This window comes from Pseudomonas brassicacearum (genome assembly GCF_003732265.1).
Lineage (GTDB): Bacteria > Pseudomonadota > Gammaproteobacteria > Pseudomonadales > Pseudomonadaceae > Aquipseudomonas > Aquipseudomonas brassicacearum_D.
Window position 1 is genome coordinate 62,878 of the sequence record NZ_MOBK01000017.1, and the last position, 16,527, is coordinate 79,404.

Below are 16,527 nucleotides of genomic sequence, written 5' to 3' on the forward strand. Positions count from 1 at the left end.
CCTCCAGTGGCACATGGCGTAAGTCGTGCTTAAGTGGATTGACCTCCTGACGCGGGAATTGATTCCCCGCAATACGCCAGGGCAATTCCCTCTGAACTTTTATCGCAGCCGGTGGCTCCCAACCTAAGTGAATCAATTCAGGGAACATCCGGTACAAGAGCGTCCATGGGGCGTAAAGGAGAGATGCTCGATGACTGCTGAAAAACCGTCAGAACTGAACTACAACCCTCACATGCCGCTGTCGCAGGCTTTATTGCTGCCGCGGATCGCAATAGAAAACACCCAGCCGAGCCTTGATGGCGGACAGTTCGCCGTTAAAGCCGTGGTCGGCCAGGACGTGGTGGTGACCAGCAAAGTCTTTGCCGACGGTCACGACAAACTGGCGGTGCGGGTGCGCTGGCGTGCCGAAGGCGACGAGGTCTGGCAAAGTGCAGTCATGGCGGACCTGGGCAATAACGGCTGGCAAGGCCAGTTCCGAGTCGAGCGTCAGGGCCGCTATCTGTTCTGCATCGAAGCCTGGATCGATCAGTTCGCCAGCTTCTGCTATGAGCTGGAGAAGAAACACGCGGCGCGAGTCCCGGTCAGCCTTGAGTTGCAGGAGGGACGCACTCAAGTCCAACAGGCCGCCGAACGCAGCGAAGGCGAGTTGAGCGAACAACTGGCGGCGCTGCACCACGAATTGTCCGGCCTGCTCGAAAACGAGCAGGTGGCGTTGTTTCTGCACCAACGTAGCGCCGAGCTGATGGCCCAGGCCGATCATCGTGCCTATGTAAGCCTCAGCCCCGAATTCCCGCTGGATGTCGAACGGGAACTGGCGCAGTTCGCCAGTTGGTATGAATTGTTTCCGCGCTCGATCACCGACGATCCGGCCCGTCACGGCACCTTCAATGATGTGCACTCGCGGCTGCCGATGATTCAGGACATGGGCTTCGACGTGCTGTACTTTCCGCCGATCCACCCGATCGGCCGCAGTTTCCGCAAAGGCCCGAACAACTCCCTGACCGCCGGTCCGGACGATCCCGGCAGCCCCTATGCCATTGGCAGCGAAGAGGGCGGGCACGAGGCGATTCACTCGCAACTCGGCACCCGCGAAGACTTTCGCCGACTGGTCGCTGCCGCGGCGGACTACGGGCTGGAAATCGCTCTCGACTTTGCGATTCAGTGTTCCCAGGACCACCCATGGTTGAAACAGCACCCGGGCTGGTTCAACTGGCGGCCGGACGGCACGATCAAATACGCCGAGAACCCGCCGAAGAAATACCAGGACATCGTCAACGTCGATTTCTATGCGACCGAGGCGATTCCAAGCCTGTGGGTCGAACTGCGCGACATCGTGGTCGGCTGGGTCGAAGAGGGCGTGAAGATCTTTCGGGTCGACAACCCGCACACCAAACCGCTGCCGTTTTGGCAATGGCTGATCGCCGACGTGCGCGCGCTGTACCCCGAGGTGATTTTCCTCGCGGAAGCCTTTACCACCCCGGCGATGATGGCGCGGTTGGGCAAGGTCGGTTATTCGCAGAGCTACACCTATTTCACCTGGCGCAACACCAAGCATGAGCTGGCGACGTATTTCACCGAGCTCAATGAATCGCCGTGGCGTGAATGTTACCGGCCGAACTTCTTCGTCAATACACCGGACATCAATCCGGCCTTCCTGCATGAATCCGGGCGCGCCGGTTTTTTGATCCGCGCGGCGCTGGCGACCATGGGCTCTGGCCTGTGGGGCATGTACTCGGGTTTCGAGCTGTGTGAGTCGGCGCCGATCCCGGGCAAGGAGGAATACCTCAATTCGGAGAAGTACGAGATCCGCCCGCGGGACTTCAACGCGCCGGGCAACATCATTGCCGAGATCGCCCAGCTCAACCGCATCCGCCGACAGAACCCGGCATTGCATACGCACTTGGGCCTGAAGGTCTACAACGCGTGGAACGACAACATTCTGTATTTCGGCAAACGCAGTGCGGACGGCAGCAACTTCATCCTGGTGGCGGTGAGTCTCGATCCGCATAACGTCCAGGAAGCGAATTTTGAATTGCCGCTGTGGGAAATGGGTTTGCCCGATGACGCCATCACCCAGGGCGAAGACTTGATGAATGGGCATCGCTGGACCTGGTATGGCAAGTACCAGTTCATGCGTATCGACCCGGCGTATCAGCCGTTCGGCATTTGGCGAATAACTGTCTAGACGCAGAACCTGTGGGAGCGAGCCTGCTCGCGAAAGCGGTGGTCCATTGGCCAAAGATGCATCGGATATATCGGCCTCTTCGCGAGCAGGCTCGCTCCCACAGGGGAGTGATCGGCTCAGCGGCTTTTTCGATTTCAACAGGAGTTTCAAATGGCGAAGAAACCCAAGGCAGCCACCTTCATCAAGGACCCGCTCTGGTACAAGGACGCGGTGATCTACCAGGTTCACGTCAAATCATTTTTCGACTCCAACAACGACGGGATCGGCGACTTTCCCGGCCTGATCGCCAAACTCGACTACATCGCCGACCTGGGCGTCAACACCATCTGGCTGTTGCCGTTCTACCCCTCGCCACGCCGCGATGATGGCTACGACATCGCCGAGTACCGAGGCGTCCACGCCGACTACGGCACGATGGCGGATGCCAAACGCTTCATCTCCGAAGCTCATGAACGCGGCTTGCGGGTGATTACCGAACTGGTCATCAACCACACCTCGGATCAGCACGCCTGGTTCCAGCGCGCCCGCAAAGCCAAACCCGGCTCGGCGGCAAGGGACTTCTACGTCTGGTCCGATGACGACCACAAGTACGACGGCACTCGCATCATCTTTCTCGACACCGAGAAATCCAACTGGACCTGGGACCCGGTGGCCGGCCAATACTTCTGGCACCGTTTCTACTCCCACCAGCCGGACCTGAATTTCGATAACCCGCAGGTCATGAAAGCCGTGCTGTCGGTGATGCGCTATTGGCTCGACATGGGCATCGATGGCTTGCGGCTGGATGCCATTCCGTACCTCATCGAACGGGACGGCACCAACAATGAAAACCTCCCCGAGACCCACGACGTCCTCAAGCAGATCCGCGCCGAGATCGACGCCAATTACCCGGACCGCATGCTGCTGGCCGAAGCCAACCAATGGCCGGAAGACACCCAACTGTATTTCGGTGAAACCGACGCCCAGGGCTTGAATGGCGACGAATGCCACATGGCCTTTCACTTCCCGCTGATGCCGCGCATGTACATGGCGCTGGCCCAGGAAGATCGCTTCCCGATCACCGACATCCTGCGCCAGACCCCGGAGATCCCCGCTAATTGTCAGTGGGCGATTTTCCTGCGCAACCACGATGAGCTGACCCTGGAAATGGTCACCGACAAGGAGCGCGACTACCTGTGGAATTACTACGCGGCCGACCGTCGGGCGCGGATCAACCTGGGGATTCGCCGCCGATTGGCGCCGCTGGTCGAGCGAGATCGTCGTCGTGTGGAGCTGCTCAACAGCCTGCTGCTGTCGATGCCCGGCACGCCGACCCTGTATTACGGCGATGAAATCGGCATGGGCGACAACATCTACCTCGGCGACCGCGATGGCGTGCGCACACCGATGCAGTGGTCGATCGACCGTAACGGCGGGTTCTCTCGCGCCGACCCGGCGAGCCTGGTGCTGCCGCCGATCATGGACCCGCAATACGGCTACCTGTCGGTCAACGTCGAAACCCAGGCCGGCGATCCGCATTCGCTGCTCAACTGGACCCGGCGCATGCTCGCCGTGCGCAAACAGTCCAAGGCGTTCGGGCGCGGCACGCTGAAAATGCTCTCGCCGAGCAACCGGCGGATTCTGGCCTACACCCGTGAATTCACCGGCGAGGATGGCAAGCACGAAATCATCCTCTGCGTGGCCAACGTCTCGCGCAGTGCCCAAGCGGCGGAACTCGACCTGTCGGCGTACGTCGGCATGGTGCCGGTAGAGATGCTCGGTGGTAATGCGTTCCCGCCGATTGGCCAGTTGAATTTCCTCCTGACCCTGGCGCCGTACGGCTTCTATTGGTTCGGGCTCGCGGCGGAGAACCAGATGCCGAGCTGGCACGTGGAACCGGCGCAAAGCCTGCCGGACTTCACGACGCTGGTGTTGAAGAAACGCATGGAAGAACTGCTCGAAACGCCGTCTCGCGGCACATTGGAGCAAGGCATCTTGCCGAGCTGGCTACAGAATCGCCGCTGGTTTGCCGGCAAGGACGCGGCCATCGAACAGGTCAACCTGGCCTATGGCGTACGCTTCGGTGATCCGTTGCACCCGGTGCTGTTGAGCGAAATCGAAGTCAGCAGCGCCGGCCAGACCCACCGCTACCAGTTGCCCTTCGGCTTTATTCCCGAAGATCAGGTCGGCGCCGCACTGCCTCAACAGCTGGCATTGTCGCGGGTGCGACGGGGGCGTCAGGTGGGTTTGATTACCGACGCCTTCAGCCTCGAACCCTTTATCCATGCCGTGTTGCATGGCATGCAGAACGACACGGTGTTGCCGTCGAGCGCCGGTGACATCCGCTTCGCGCCGACTGCGGAGCTGGCGAAACTCGGGCTGACGCAAGAGTCGCCCATACGCTATCTCTCGGCCGAGCAATCCAACAGTTCGGTGGTGATCGGCAACAGCCTGGTGCTCAAACTGATCCGCAAACTCGCCTCGGGCGTACACCCGGAACTGGAAATGAGTGCTTACCTGACCAATGCCGGGTTCCAGAACATCTCGCCACTGCTGGGCTCGGTGGTGCGCCGTGACGAACACGGCGAAGACACCTTGTTGATGATCGCTCAGGGTTACTTGAACAATCAGGGCGATGCCTGGGAGTGGACCCAGAACAACCTCGAACGTGCTTTGCGTGACGAGTTGGCTGACGCGATCTCCGAGCAGGAACAGCACTACAACGCCCTCGGTGAGCTGAAGGATTTCGCCGGCATGCTCGGCCAGCGCCTGGGAGAAATGCACCAGATGCTGGCGGCCCCGACCCAAGACAAGGACTTCGCGCCGCAGGTGACCACGGCCAAAGAGGCACTGGCCTCGGCCAAGGACGTGGCGGCGCAGCTGGAGCACGCGCTCAAGTTGCTCAAGCAGCATCAAAATCAACTGAACCCGGCGGACCAAGCCTTGGTCAGTCGTTTACTGGACGACAAAAAAGCCATCCTCAGCCATGTTCTGGAACTGGGCAAGAAAGCCGTTGGTGGCTTGCGCATCCGCGTCCACGGCGACTTGCACCTGGGCCAGGTGCTGGTGATCAAGGGCGATGCCTACCTGATCGACTTCGAGGGCGAACCGGCACGGCCGCTGCATGAACGACGGGGCAAGCACAGTCCGTACAAAGATGTCAGCGGGGTGTTGCGTTCGTTCGATTACGCCGCCGCGATGACCATCAATGTGCACAACGTCGACAACACGGCTGAGGCGCAGGCCGCACGCCAACGGGTCGCCGAGCGTTACCTGATTGAAGCAAAACAGGCATTTGTCGACGCTTATCGGCTGGCGGCAGCTAGTCTTGCTCATGCGTGGCAAGATCCGGAAGGCGAGGACGCCGCGTTGGCGTTGTTCGGTCTGGAGAAGGCGGCCTATGAAGTGGCGTATGAGGCCGAAAATCGACCCACTTGGCTGCCGGTGCCGCTGCACGGCTTGTATGGATTATTGACTGGGCTTAAACCCTTTTCCGAACTTGGTGGAGAGTAGTCATGAGTTTCTCGAACAAGGAACAGGGTCACGCTAAAGAGGCGTTACTGCCCAGATCGCGGGACATCGACGCGCTGGTGCGCGCCGAGCATCACGACCCCTTTGCAATTCTCGGCCCCCATGGCGATGGCGCCGGCGGGCAATTCATTCGTGCCTATCTGCCGGACGCCTTGAGCGTGCAAGTGTTGGCCAGGGACTCCGGGGAAGAACTCGGCAACCTTGAAGCCACCCAGACACCGGGGCTGTTTGTCGGGCACTTCGATCGCGCCCAGGCCTACCTGTTGCGCACTCGTTGGGCCGGCGGCGAACAAGTCAGCGAAGACCCTTACAGCTTTGGCCCGCTGCTCGGCGAAATGGATTTGTACCTGTTCGCCGAAGGTAATCACCGCGACCTGAGCAGTTGCCTCGGCGCGCAACTGATGACGGTCGATGGCGTCGATGGCGTGCGTTTCGCCGTGTGGGCGCCCAACGCCAAGCGCGTGTCGGTGGTCGGTGATTTCAACAACTGGGACGGTCGCCGCCATCCCATGCGTCTGCGCCATCCGACCGGGGTCTGGGAGCTGTTCATCCCGCGCCTGTGTGCGGGTGAGGCGTACAAATACGAAATCCTCGGCAGTCACGGCATCTTGCCGCTCAAGGCTGACCCGATGGCGCTGGCCACTACCTTGCCGCCAGACACCGCCTCCAAGGTGGCCTCGCCGCTGAACATCGACTGGCAGGATCAGGCGTGGATGGAGTCGCGTGGCGAACGTCAGCGAGCGACGGCGCCGCTGTCGATCTACGAGCTGCATGCCGGTTCCTGGCAGTGCGAGCTCGACGATTTGGGCGAAGTCGCCCGCCAGTACACCTGGCACGAGTTGGCTGAACGGCTGATTCCTTATGTGAAGGACCTGGGGTTCACTCATATCGAGCTGATGCCGATCATGGAGCACCCGTTCGGTGGCTCGTGGGGTTATCAACTGCTGTCGCAATTCGCCCCCAGTGCCCGTTACGGTTCTCCGGATGACTTTGCTGCGTTCGTCAACGCCTGCCACCAGGCAGAAATCGGCGTGATTCTAGATTGGGTGCCGGCGCATTTTCCGACCGACACTCATGGTATGGCGCAATTCGACGGCACGGCGTTGTATGAATACGGCAACCCGCAGGAAGGTTTTCATCAGGACTGGGACACGCTGATCTACAACCTGGGCCGCACCGAAGTGCACGGTTACATGTTGGCTTCGGGGTTGCACTGGCTCAAGCATTTCCATGTCGATGGCCTGCGTGTCGATGCGGTGGCCTCGATGCTCTATCGCGACTACTCACGCAAGGCCGGCGAATGGGTTCCAAACCGCCATGGCGGTCGGGAAAACCTCGAAGCCATAGACTTTTTGCGTCACCTCAACGACGTGGTGGCGCTGGAGGCGCCGGGTGCGCTGGTCATCGCCGAAGAGTCCACCGCGTGGCCGGGTGTCAGCCAAAGCACGCAACAGGGCGGCCTGGGCTTTGCCTACAAATGGAACATGGGCTGGATGCACGATTCGCTGCATTACATCCAGCAGGATCCGGTGTACCGCGCCCATCACCACAACGAACTGAGTTTTGGCCTCGTGTACGCCTGGTCCGAGCGTTTCATCCTGCCGATTTCCCACGATGAAGTGGTCCACGGCAAGCATTCGTTGATCGACAAGATGCCCGGCGACCGCTGGCAGAAGTTTGCCAACCTGCGCGCCTACTTGAGCTTCATGTGGACGCACCCGGGCAAGAAGCTGTTGTTCATGGGCTGCGAATTCGGCCAGTGGCGCGAGTGGAACCACGATCAGCAACTCGACTGGTATCTGCTGCAATACCCCGAACACAAAGGGGTGCAGAAACTGGTCGGCGACCTCAATCGACTGTACCGCGAAGAGCCGGCACTGCATGAGCAGGACGATGCGCCGCAGGGCTTCCAGTGGCTGATTGGCGATGACGCGATCAACAGCGTCTACGCGTGGTTGCGTTGGAGCAAGGAGGGCAGGCCGGTGTTGGTGGTGGCCAACTTTACCCCGGTGCCGCGAGAGGGTTATCGCGTCGGCGTACCGTTTGCCGGCCGCTGGACCGAGGTGATCAACAGCGATGCGGCGATGTATGCCGGTTCCAATTATGGCAACAGTGGCGGGGCGACCACGGAGGAGGAACCGAGCCATGGGCAGGCACTGTCGCTGGTGTTGAATTTGCCGCCGCTGGCGGTGTTGATCTTGCGGCCGGAGGGCTGATCTGACACTTAGTCGCTCCCTTCGCGAGCAAGCCCGCTCCCACATTTAACCGAGTTCTTCCAAGAGAATGCGCTTAAATGTGGGAGCGGGCTTGCTCGCGAAGGGGCCAGTCCGGCCAACATCCAGTGACCTTAAACCCTCACCACCGCATCCGCACCCCCAGACTCCCGATCAACCCATTCAAATCATTGTCATCCACATCACTGCTGTAATCCGCGCTGACATACAAACTCACCGCCGGCGTAACCCTGGCCACCAACCCCAACCCGACCTCAACCGTCGATGAATTGCGGCTGCTGCTGATCTTGTCGACCTGGTCGAGGGTCACGGTATTGCCGGTGTACACGGTGTGCCACAAGTTGGTCCGCACATAGGGTTCGACGCCCAGGCCATTGATGTCGTAACTACCTTTCAAACGCGCACCGACCCGGCCGCTCCAGGACGTCAGGTCGCTGGATGACGCGTTCCCTGAGCCGGCATACGGCGTATCCAGTGTGATGCGTTGATTGATCAACTGCGCCTGGGGTTCGACGACCCAGTTCTCGCTCAGGCCAATCGGGAAGCCGCCTTCCACCGACAACGTCATCGCACTGCCTTCGGTGGCTTGGCGCGCGCCCTGTTCATTTCGACTGAAGCCGTTGACCCGGCCGCCACTGGCGGTCAAATCCACGTGCCAGCCTTGAGGGCCGGTCAAGCTCCAGTAAGCACCGAGGCTCTGGCCTTGAAGGTTGAGGGTGTCGTTGTCGGGGTCGGCCAGGGCTGGGCTGGTCAACAAACCGTTGCCATTGCCTTGTAACCGGGTGGTGCCGCCGATCAGTCCGACCTGCTGGGTATGACCGCTACCGCTCTGCAGGGTGAGGATCGCCGGCCCTTTGAATTCAGTGCTGCCCGGGATCGAAGATCCCTGTGACAGAAAATCGGTCTGCGCCTGCCGCGACGGCTTGCCGTAGACCTGGTCCCAGGTCGAAGGCGCCTCGTCTTCGATGGTCAGGCGTGAACTTCGACTATCGGACGCAGGGCTGAAGACGCCGGGATAGAACGCGGTGATGTGCGAGGTTGGCAAGGTGAGGACCGGAACATCCTGGCGATACCATGGAAGGGTTTCTTCCTCCGCGGGTGCCGCCTGGGTTTCGAGGGTCGAGCACAGCAGGATCGAGCTCGAGACAGTGCAAAAAGTGACTTTTATCTCTTGTTGGGTGAAGGAAGTTTTCATGGGGGTCTACCTTGCAATCGCATGCGGAATCTCGCTGTGGCGTCTCTCCTACCCCGAATGAGGGGCGGCCGAATGGATTGAGGGCAAGCCGCTGGGCGCCCGGATTGGCGGGTGTCTGAGGGGATTGCCCCCTGATGGTACTTCGGGGGTAGTAAGGTGTAGCTAAGAAGACCGTGGACGGCGCGTCAAGAAAATGGCCGATAAGTGGTATTGGTATTTTAGGTGTTGCAAGTGACTGATTTACGGCGCAGATCTAAGCGCTTGTTTGTTCGATGAAACGTCAAAAAAACCGTGAAACTGAGCTTTTACTCGGTTGCTAGAGGTGTACCTCCACCGCCAGCGGCAAGTGATCCGACAAATGCGTCCAGGGTTTATTGCCGAGGATGCGCGGTTCATGGCTGCTGGCATTGCGCAGGTAAATCCGGTCCAGGCGCAGCAATGGAAAACGCGCGGGGTAGGTTTTGGCAGGACGCCCGTTATGGCGTTCGAACGCTTCGTGCAGGTAGTCGCGACGGGCGAGGGCGGCGTTGCCTTGCAACTGCCAGTCGTTGAAATCACCGGCAATGATCACCGGGGCATCCTCGGGCAGGGATTCGAGCAATTGACAGAGGAGCTGCAACTGCAACTGACGATGACTTTCGAGCAGGCTCAGGTGTACGCAAATCGCATGCACTTCAGCGTGCCCCGGCACCTCCAGCACGCAGTGCAACAATCCGCGCCGTTCGGGGCCGGTGATCGACACGTCGAGGTTTCGAAACTCGCGGATCGGGTATTTCGACAGCAGGGCATTGCCGTGGTGACCATCGGGGTAGACCGCATTGCGACCGTAGGCGAAATCGCTCCACATGCTGTCGGCGAGGAATTCGTATTGTGAGGTCTGCGGCCAGTTGTAATAACGGGAAGAGTGCCGATCGTGCTCGCCGACCACTTCTTGCAGGAACACCAAATCCGCCGACGTACTGCGCACCGCCTCGCGCAGCTCCGGGAGGATGAAGCGCCGGTTGAGGGCGGTGAAGCCCTTGTGAGTATTGACCGTCAGCACCCTCAAGCGATGAATCGCCGTGGACGGCTTGAGGGTGGCCCGCTGCTCGGAATCGCTGGTCACGTTGGCTCCTCTGAATCGTGGCTGCTTATGCATGCGACTGATGCGGCGGCGGGCAGTTCAGCGTGATCCTCGCATTCACCGCAATTTTGTAGCAGCTGTCGAGCTTGCGAGGCTGCGTTCGGCTGCGCAGCGGTCGTGAAATCAGGCGATGCGGTGTTTCTGGAAAATTGAGTGCATAGGTTTACGACTGCTTCGCAGCCGAACGCAGCCTCGCAGGCTCGGCAGCTGCTACAGGGGTATGCGGTGTGTCAGACGAAGACAATTTCATAGGGCAAGCGCATGCGGTCCAGGATCACCCGGGGCAGCAGCGGTGCAATGCCCAAGGCGGGTTCGCCGTCGAGCTGGCTGGCGTAGGCGTGGGTGGCGTGGCTTTTGCGCGCGACGGTCCAGGTGTCGAGGCGTACTTTGCGGGCGCGGTGCCAAGGCATCAGCCCCTGATCGCGTGCCGGCCAATGCCAGGCCCATATCGGCAGTTCATGGAATGTCGCACCGACCATGCTCGCCGCCGCGGCGCTGGCACGGCCGACGGCGTCGTGGTCGGGCGTGCCGTCTTCGCGCCAGGTGCTGAACACCACGTCGCCGGGACGCAGGTAGCGAGCGATGAACCGGGTCAGTTGCGTCTCGTATTCAGCCAGGATGAAATCGGTGAAGCCACCGCGAATCCATTTCAGGCTGTGCATCGGCAAGCCGAGCCGACGCAAGGCTTCGACGCTTTCCTGGCCGCGAAACACGCTCAGGCGTTTCTCGGACCATTGCTGCGAACCCGGTTGAGTGGCACTGCCATCAGTGACCGAGATCAACTGCAGGGGATGACCGAGGGTCGAGAGCAACTGCAGCAGGCCGCCACAGGTCACCACTTCATCGCCGGGATGCGGCGCGATCACCACGGCGCGTGCGCCGGCGGGGACCAGGGACTGGGTGTTGATGACGGGGATGTTGTCCAGTTGCAGCGCGCTGTTCCAGATTTGTGCTGGCTGGCTGCTGTCGATGATGGAGACGGATTTCATCGGGGCTACGTCCTTGTTCTGTTTGATAGCAATGTGCGACTTCTCCGTACCCTGGATTGTCGCGTGTTGAGTATTGCTCAAGTAATCCTATTCGTCGCGCAACGGTTCCACCCAAGCCGGTTTTTTTTTAGTCGATGTGTGCCAGATCGTGTAAATAATCGCCGAAACCACCACGCGCACGGCTGTCCAGGCGGGCGCTGGTGAGCACTTGCGGGCGATGGCTCCAGGCAATGTTCGCGCCGCAGCGTTCCAGTTGTCGCACCAGTTGTACATCTTCATGGCAGGCCAGCGGTTCGAACCCACCGGCGCGCCGATAGGCCTCGGCACTGATGCCCAGGTTGGCGCCGTGGATGTGCCGATGGCCGTCGCGGGCCTGGTAATGCTGGTGATAGCGAATCTGTGCCGACTCATCGAAAGACTCATGCCACGCATCCACCGTGACCGTGCCGCACACCGCGTCCGCATCCAGGGACAACTGCGCCACCAGCCAATCCTGCGCCACCCGACTGTCGGCGTCGGAGCAGGAAATCCAGCGCACCCCCAATGCCAGCAGAAAACTCGCCCCGACCGCGCGCGCCTGGCCGACGTTACGGGCTTCGATGCTCAGGCTATGGACCGGGTAGCGCTGGACAATCTCGCCTGATCGATCGGTGCAACTGTCGAGCACCACCAGCACCGCAACGCTTTCGCCGCGCAGCAACTCATGTTGCGACGCGCACAGGGCGGCTTGCAGGCAGTCGGCGAGCAGGTCTTCTTCGTTATGCGCAGGGATCAGAATGCCAATCATCGCAAGCCCTCAAGTGTCGCCACGGAGCGCGGTTCGCGGCTCCAGAGCTCCAGCAGGAAATCCGCTTCCTGATGCAGGACCAGACGCGCCAGCGACAGGTGTTCGTGGAGCAAGTCGTGCACCTGCCGCGCGTTCAACGGGCAGCCGTCGATGGGTGGACGCCAGTGGCAGGCCAGCAGTTGGCCGTCGGCGGTGAGTGACTGTTCGGCCCGTTGGACCAGGCGCTTGAAGTCCTCGGCATCGAGGTAGTAACCGATTTCGCTGAGCACGATCAGGTCGAATTTTTCTTCCGGCCAATCGGCAGGCAAGCGCGCGTGGCGCACTTCGGCATGGTCAAACGGGCCGAGGCGGGTGCGCGCCAGCGCAGCGGCTGCGGCAGCAGTGTCGCAGCACAGCAGGCGGTCGCAACGGCTGGCCAGTTCAAAGCTCAGTTCGCCATTGGCGCAGCCGGGCTCAAAGATCGCGCGGTAATGCGGACGCGACAGGGCGGCGAGGGTGATGGCGCGTTTGCGCTGCTCGTACCAGCGCTGACGAAACGCCCACGGATCATCGTTGCCGGCAAACAAACCGTCGAAATAACGATCGTCGACACTCATAGAAACACCACCTCGAACGGCTGCAACAGGCGGTCCAGCACATAGGGCGCCAGCACGGGTGGCAAGCCGATGTGCGGATCACCTTCCAACTGGCTGGCGAAGGCGTGAATCGCATGGCGTTTGCGCGCAATCAGCGGCGGCGTCAGGAGGATTTTGCGTGCCCGGTGCCATGGCACGAACGCGTCTTCCGGGGTTGCCCAGTGCCAGGTCCACACGGGCAATTCATGCAGGGTCGCGCCGACGCGCCCGGCGGCGGTGGCACTGGCTCGCCCCACGGCTTCATGATCGCAATGGCCGTCTTCGCGCCACGTCGTGAACACCACATCGTTGGGGCGCAGATGCTGTTTGATGAACTCGCTCAACTCGGTTTCGCGCGCGGCCACCTGACTGTCGCTGAAACCGCCGCGCAGCCATTTCAACTGGTGCAGCGGCAAACCGAGACGGCGCAGCGCTTCAGCCGATTCCTGCGGGCGCACGGCGCTCAGGCGCTCCACGGGCCAGCGCGTGGAACCGGGATGACTGGCGCTGCCATCGGTGACCGAAATCAGTTGCAGCGCCCGACCCGCCGCCGCAAGCACTTGCAGGAAACCGCCGCAGCCCAGCACTTCGTCATCCGGGTGCGGGGCGATGATCACCGCGCGGGCGCCTTCGGGCACCAGGCTGAGGATGTCGATCGCCGGCAATTGCGCCAGATGACGGGAGGTTTGCCACAGGTGCAGGGGAGTGCCCTGGCCGACGATGGGATTGGTTTTCATAACGTCCATGTCCCGTTGAGGGCCTGTTTGCCCAGCGCGGCGAGGTCCCGCTCGGCATGGCTTTGTCTGAGGAAAACCGGCAGGTCGGCAATCAGCCGGGCGAACTGCCGGTCCTTGCAATAAGGCCCGGCGCCGAGGGCGTGGCCGACGTGGAGGATCACCTGTTCCGCGGCCTGTTCGACCACCGCCCGGGCACGACGAGCCAGTAACTCGGCATTATCCAGCGGCGAGGCATCGATGCTATAGGCGCTGGCGCGCAACACCTGTGCGGCGGCGAAAAGAGCGCTGTCGACCGCACCGAGGTGGGCGAGGGCGTGGGGTTCTTCGCGTTGCGCGCAGTGCGTGCGCAGGCGTTCGGCGAGGCTGTGTGCGGCACCGTACCAGCAGGCCGCAATGCCGATTCCGCCTTGCCAGAAACCCGGCCGTTGCAAGTAATCGCCGGGCTGGCCAATGAGGTGAGCTTCAGCGCTATCGAACAGTACTTCAACGCTGCCGGTGGCGCCCATGCCGACGGCTTGCCAGCCTCGATCCGTCACGCGGGTGCCGGGTTGATCCAGTGCCACCGCGACCAGTTGCTGACAGTCGTTTTGATCCCACGCGGTGAGCAGGGCATGGCTCAATACCGCCGCGCCCGAACACCAGGCTTTGCGCCCGTCCAGCCTCACGTTCAAACCTTGTCGACTGACCCGCACCCGTGCATTCGGCGGTTCGGCGGCCCACATGCCCCAGGTGCTGCCGGGCGTGGGCTCGCCACCGAGTTGCGCGATGATTGCCAGCGCATCGGTGTGGCCTTCGTACAGTTTGCACAACCCCAGATCATGCCCGCCGACCTCGGCCAAACGCTGAAAGCGCTCCAGCGTCCGGCCACTGCCCGGCAGTGGAAGCTGATCCAGTCCAGCTTCCACCAGCGTCCGCAGGCACTGACCTAACGCCTGAGTGTCAGCGTAATTCGCGGGTCGCCGAGCCAGAAACGCCTGAAGGTCCATTTCACTCTTCTTCCTCATGCTGCAATTCGAACAGCAGCAGCGAACGGCCGGTCACCGAATATTCGTGGCCGATTTCAAAGCGTTCCTGCCCGCGAATCGACGGTTGATTGGTGTCGATCATGCAGGTCCAGAACCCGCCGTCCGGCACTTCCGGCAAGGTGAAATTGACGATGTCGTGGTGCGCGTTGACCACCAGCAACAACGTCGCGTCGGCACCCTTACGGCGGATCCCGGTTTCCTGGGCGCGGCCATCGAGCAGAATCCCGAGGCAACGACCGTGGGCCTCGCCCCATTGTTCCTGGGACATTTCACTGCCATCCGGCGCGAGCCAGGTCACGTCCTTGACCCCGATGTCCTCGTTGTAGTTGCCGACCAGGAAGCGGCCGCGACGCAGGATCGGGTACGCCAGGCGCAACTTGATCAAGCGTTTGACGAACTTGAGCAGGGCCTTGCCGTCCTCGCTGAAGTCCCAGTTGACCCAGCCGATCTCGCTGTCCTGGCAATAGGCATTGTTATTGCCTTCTTGAGTCCGGGCGAATTCGTCCCCGGCCACCAGCATCGGCGTGCCTTGGGAGAGCAACAGCGTGGCGAAGAAATTACGCATTTGCCGCTGGCGCAACTCGTTGATCTCGGGATCATCGGTCGGGCCTTCAACCCCGTGGTTCCAGGACAGGTTGTTGTTGCTGCCGTCCTGATTGTTCTCGTCGTTGGCTTCGTTGTGTTTGTCGTTGTACGACACCAGGTCGTTGAGGGTGAAACCGTCGTGGGCAGTGATGAAATTCAACGAGGCATAAGGACGGCGGCCACGCTGGTTGAACATCTCGCCAGAGGCGGTCATGCGGCTGGCGAAATCGGCGAGTTGGCCGTCATCTCCTTTCCAGAATGCGCGCACGGTGTCGCGGAATTTGTCGTTCCATTCGACCCAACCCGGCGGGAAGTTGCCCACCTGATAGCCGCCGGGGCCGCAATCCCACGGTTCGGCAATCATTTTCACCTGGCGCAGCACCGGGTCTTGCCGGCAGGCCACGAGGAAACTGTGACGTTCATCGAAACCGTCGTGGTAGCGCCCGAGAATGGTCGCCAGGTCGAAGCGGAAACCGTCGACATGCATTTCCGTCGCCCAGTAGCGGAGGGAGTCGGTGACCATTTGCAGGACGCACGGATGGCTCAGGTCCAGGGTGTTGCCGGTCCCGGAATCGTTGATGTAGAAGCGCTTGTCGTCGGGCATCAAGCGGTAGTACGAGGCGTTGTCGATGCCGCGCATGGACAGGGTCGGCCCTTGCTCATTGCCCTCGGCGGTGTGGTTGTAGACCACGTCGAGGATCACTTCCAGATTGGCTTCGTGCAGGTGCGCAACCATCTCCTTGAATTCGGCAATCTTGCCGCTGGCCAGGTAACGCGGGTCCGGGGCGAAGAAGGCGATGCTGTTGTAGCCCCAATAATTGGTCATGCCTTTGTGCAGCAAGTGCTGGTCATTGACGAACGCGTGGATCGGCAGCAACTCCACCGACGACACCCCGAGCTTGCGGATGTGTTCCAGCACGTCATCGACCATCAACCCGGCAAACGTGCCGCGCACGTTCTCGGGGACGGAAGGGTGACGCATGCTGATGCCGCGCACGTGGGTTTCGTAAATGATCGTTTTGTCCCACGGCACGCTGACGCGATGGTCGTGGCCCCAGGTGTGCGCCGGGTCGATGACTTTGCATTTGGGCACGAAGGGCGCGCTGTCGCGTTCATCGAAACTGAGGTCGGCGTCGGGGTGGCCGATGGTGTAGCCGAACAGCGCTTCGGACCATTTCAACTGACCGACCAATTGCTTGGCGTAAGGGTCGATCAGCAATTTGTTGGGATTGAAACGATGACCATTGGCCGGGTCGTAAGGGCCGTAGACGCGATAACCGTAGATCATCCCCGGATGGGCGTCAGGCAAATAGCCGTGGTAGATCTCGTCGGTGTATTCGGGCAGTTCGATCCGTTCAAGTTCCACTTCGCCGGCGTCGTCGAAGATGCACAGTTCGACGCGGGTGGCGTTGGCGGAAAACAAGGCAAAGTTGACCCCCAGACCATCCCAGGTTGCGCCCAGCGGGAAGGGCAAGCCTTCACGGATTCGCGAAGCCTCGGCGTGAGGTTCTGGCGCGGATTTTTTTGGCGTGGTCATAAGTGC

The 16,527-nt window shown here is 61.1% G+C and carries 11 protein-coding genes; 3 read left to right on the top strand and 8 right to left on the bottom strand.

The annotated features are described in order from the left end of the window. Positions 1-190 precede the first annotated feature (190 nt). From BK660_RS28895 to glgB, 3 genes are all read left to right on the top strand, one after another. Entirely contained in the window at positions 191-2,185 is a 1,995-nt protein-coding gene (locus BK660_RS28895; RefSeq protein WP_123436233.1) for an alpha-1,4-glucan--maltose-1-phosphate maltosyltransferase, read from the top strand. A 150-nt stretch (positions 2,186-2,335) separates the two neighbouring features. Next, the gene (treS, locus tag BK660_RS28900; RefSeq protein ID WP_123436234.1) at positions 2,336-5,677 is read left to right on the top strand and encodes a maltose alpha-D-glucosyltransferase; all 3,342 of its coding nucleotides are present in this window, start codon (positions 2,336-2,338) and stop codon (positions 5,675-5,677) included. A gap of 2 nt (positions 5,678-5,679) precedes the next feature. Beyond that, positions 5,680-7,911, top strand: coding sequence for a 1,4-alpha-glucan branching protein GlgB (gene glgB / locus BK660_RS28905; RefSeq protein WP_123436235.1), 2,232 nt, complete (start codon positions 5,680-5,682; stop codon positions 7,909-7,911). 139 nt (positions 7,912-8,050) lie between these two features. Here the strand turns inward: glgB and BK660_RS28910 are convergent, their stop codons facing one another. The 8 genes from BK660_RS28910 to glgX form a co-directional block, all read right to left on the bottom strand. Continuing rightward, positions 8,051-9,124, bottom strand: coding sequence for an autotransporter domain-containing protein (locus tag BK660_RS28910; protein ID WP_123436236.1), 1,074 nt, complete (start codon positions 9,122-9,124; stop codon positions 8,051-8,053). Between the two features lie 316 nt (positions 9,125-9,440). Continuing rightward, positions 9,441-10,229 carry an endonuclease/exonuclease/phosphatase family protein gene (locus BK660_RS28915; protein WP_123436237.1) on the bottom strand — a complete coding sequence of 263 codons (789 nt, stop codon included), beginning with the start codon at positions 10,227-10,229 and terminating at the stop codon, positions 9,441-9,443. Positions 10,230-10,477: 248 nt separating this feature from the next. Next, complete coding sequence (locus BK660_RS28925) at positions 10,478-11,236, bottom strand: PIG-L deacetylase family protein (RefSeq protein WP_123436238.1); 759 nt, start codon at positions 11,234-11,236, stop codon at positions 10,478-10,480. Between the two features lie 127 nt (positions 11,237-11,363). Beyond that, positions 11,364-12,023, bottom strand: a complete 660-nt coding sequence (locus BK660_RS28930) for a glycosyltransferase family 2 protein (protein WP_123436239.1) — start codon at positions 12,021-12,023, stop codon at positions 11,364-11,366. Continuing rightward, positions 12,020-12,619 carry an SAM-dependent methyltransferase gene (locus BK660_RS28935; RefSeq protein ID WP_123436240.1) on the bottom strand — a complete coding sequence of 200 codons (600 nt, stop codon included), beginning with the start codon at positions 12,617-12,619 and terminating at the stop codon, positions 12,020-12,022. The genes BK660_RS28930 and BK660_RS28935 overlap by 4 nt, the downstream gene beginning before the upstream one ends. Continuing rightward, the gene (locus BK660_RS28940; RefSeq protein ID WP_123436241.1) at positions 12,616-13,374 is read right to left on the bottom strand and encodes a PIG-L deacetylase family protein; all 759 of its coding nucleotides are present in this window, start codon (positions 13,372-13,374) and stop codon (positions 12,616-12,618) included. Before BK660_RS28940 ends, BK660_RS28935 begins: the two co-directional genes overlap by 4 nt. Further along, positions 13,371-14,360 carry an acyl-CoA dehydrogenase family protein gene (locus BK660_RS28945; RefSeq protein ID WP_123436242.1) on the bottom strand — a complete coding sequence of 330 codons (990 nt, stop codon included), beginning with the start codon at positions 14,358-14,360 and terminating at the stop codon, positions 13,371-13,373. Before BK660_RS28945 ends, BK660_RS28940 begins: the two co-directional genes overlap by 4 nt. A gap of 1 nt (position 14,361) precedes the next feature. Then, entirely contained in the window at positions 14,362-16,521 is a 2,160-nt protein-coding gene (gene glgX, locus BK660_RS28950) for a glycogen debranching protein GlgX (RefSeq protein WP_123436243.1), read from the bottom strand. Positions 16,522-16,527: the final 6 nt, after the last annotated feature.

What these genes read in the sequence shown, in the direction of transcription:
- BK660_RS28895 (WP_123436233.1), top strand. Translation starts at nt 191, where the DNA reads ATGACTGCTGAAAAACCGTCAGAACTGAACTACAACCCTCACATGCCG.
- treS (WP_123436234.1), top strand. Translation starts at nt 2,336, where the DNA reads ATGGCGAAGAAACCCAAGGCAGCCACCTTCATCAAGGACCCGCTCTGG.
- glgB (WP_123436235.1), top strand. Translation starts at nt 5,680, where the DNA reads ATGAGTTTCTCGAACAAGGAACAGGGTCACGCTAAAGAGGCGTTACTG.
- BK660_RS28910 (WP_123436236.1), bottom strand. Translation starts at nt 9,124, where the DNA reads ATGAAAACTTCCTTCACCCAACAAGAGATAAAAGTCACTTTTTGCACT.
- BK660_RS28925 (WP_123436238.1), bottom strand. Translation starts at nt 11,236, where the DNA reads ATGAAATCCGTCTCCATCATCGACAGCAGCCAGCCAGCACAAATCTGG.
- BK660_RS28930 (WP_123436239.1), bottom strand. Translation starts at nt 12,023, where the DNA reads ATGATTGGCATTCTGATCCCTGCGCATAACGAAGAAGACCTGCTCGCC.
- BK660_RS28935 (WP_123436240.1), bottom strand. Translation starts at nt 12,619, where the DNA reads ATGAGTGTCGACGATCGTTATTTCGACGGTTTGTTTGCCGGCAACGAT.
- BK660_RS28940 (WP_123436241.1), bottom strand. Translation starts at nt 13,374, where the DNA reads ATGAAAACCAATCCCATCGTCGGCCAGGGCACTCCCCTGCACCTGTGG.
- BK660_RS28945 (WP_123436242.1), bottom strand. Translation starts at nt 14,360, where the DNA reads ATGGACCTTCAGGCGTTTCTGGCTCGGCGACCCGCGAATTACGCTGAC.
- glgX (WP_123436243.1), bottom strand. Translation starts at nt 16,521, where the DNA reads ATGACCACGCCAAAAAAATCCGCGCCAGAACCTCACGCCGAGGCTTCG.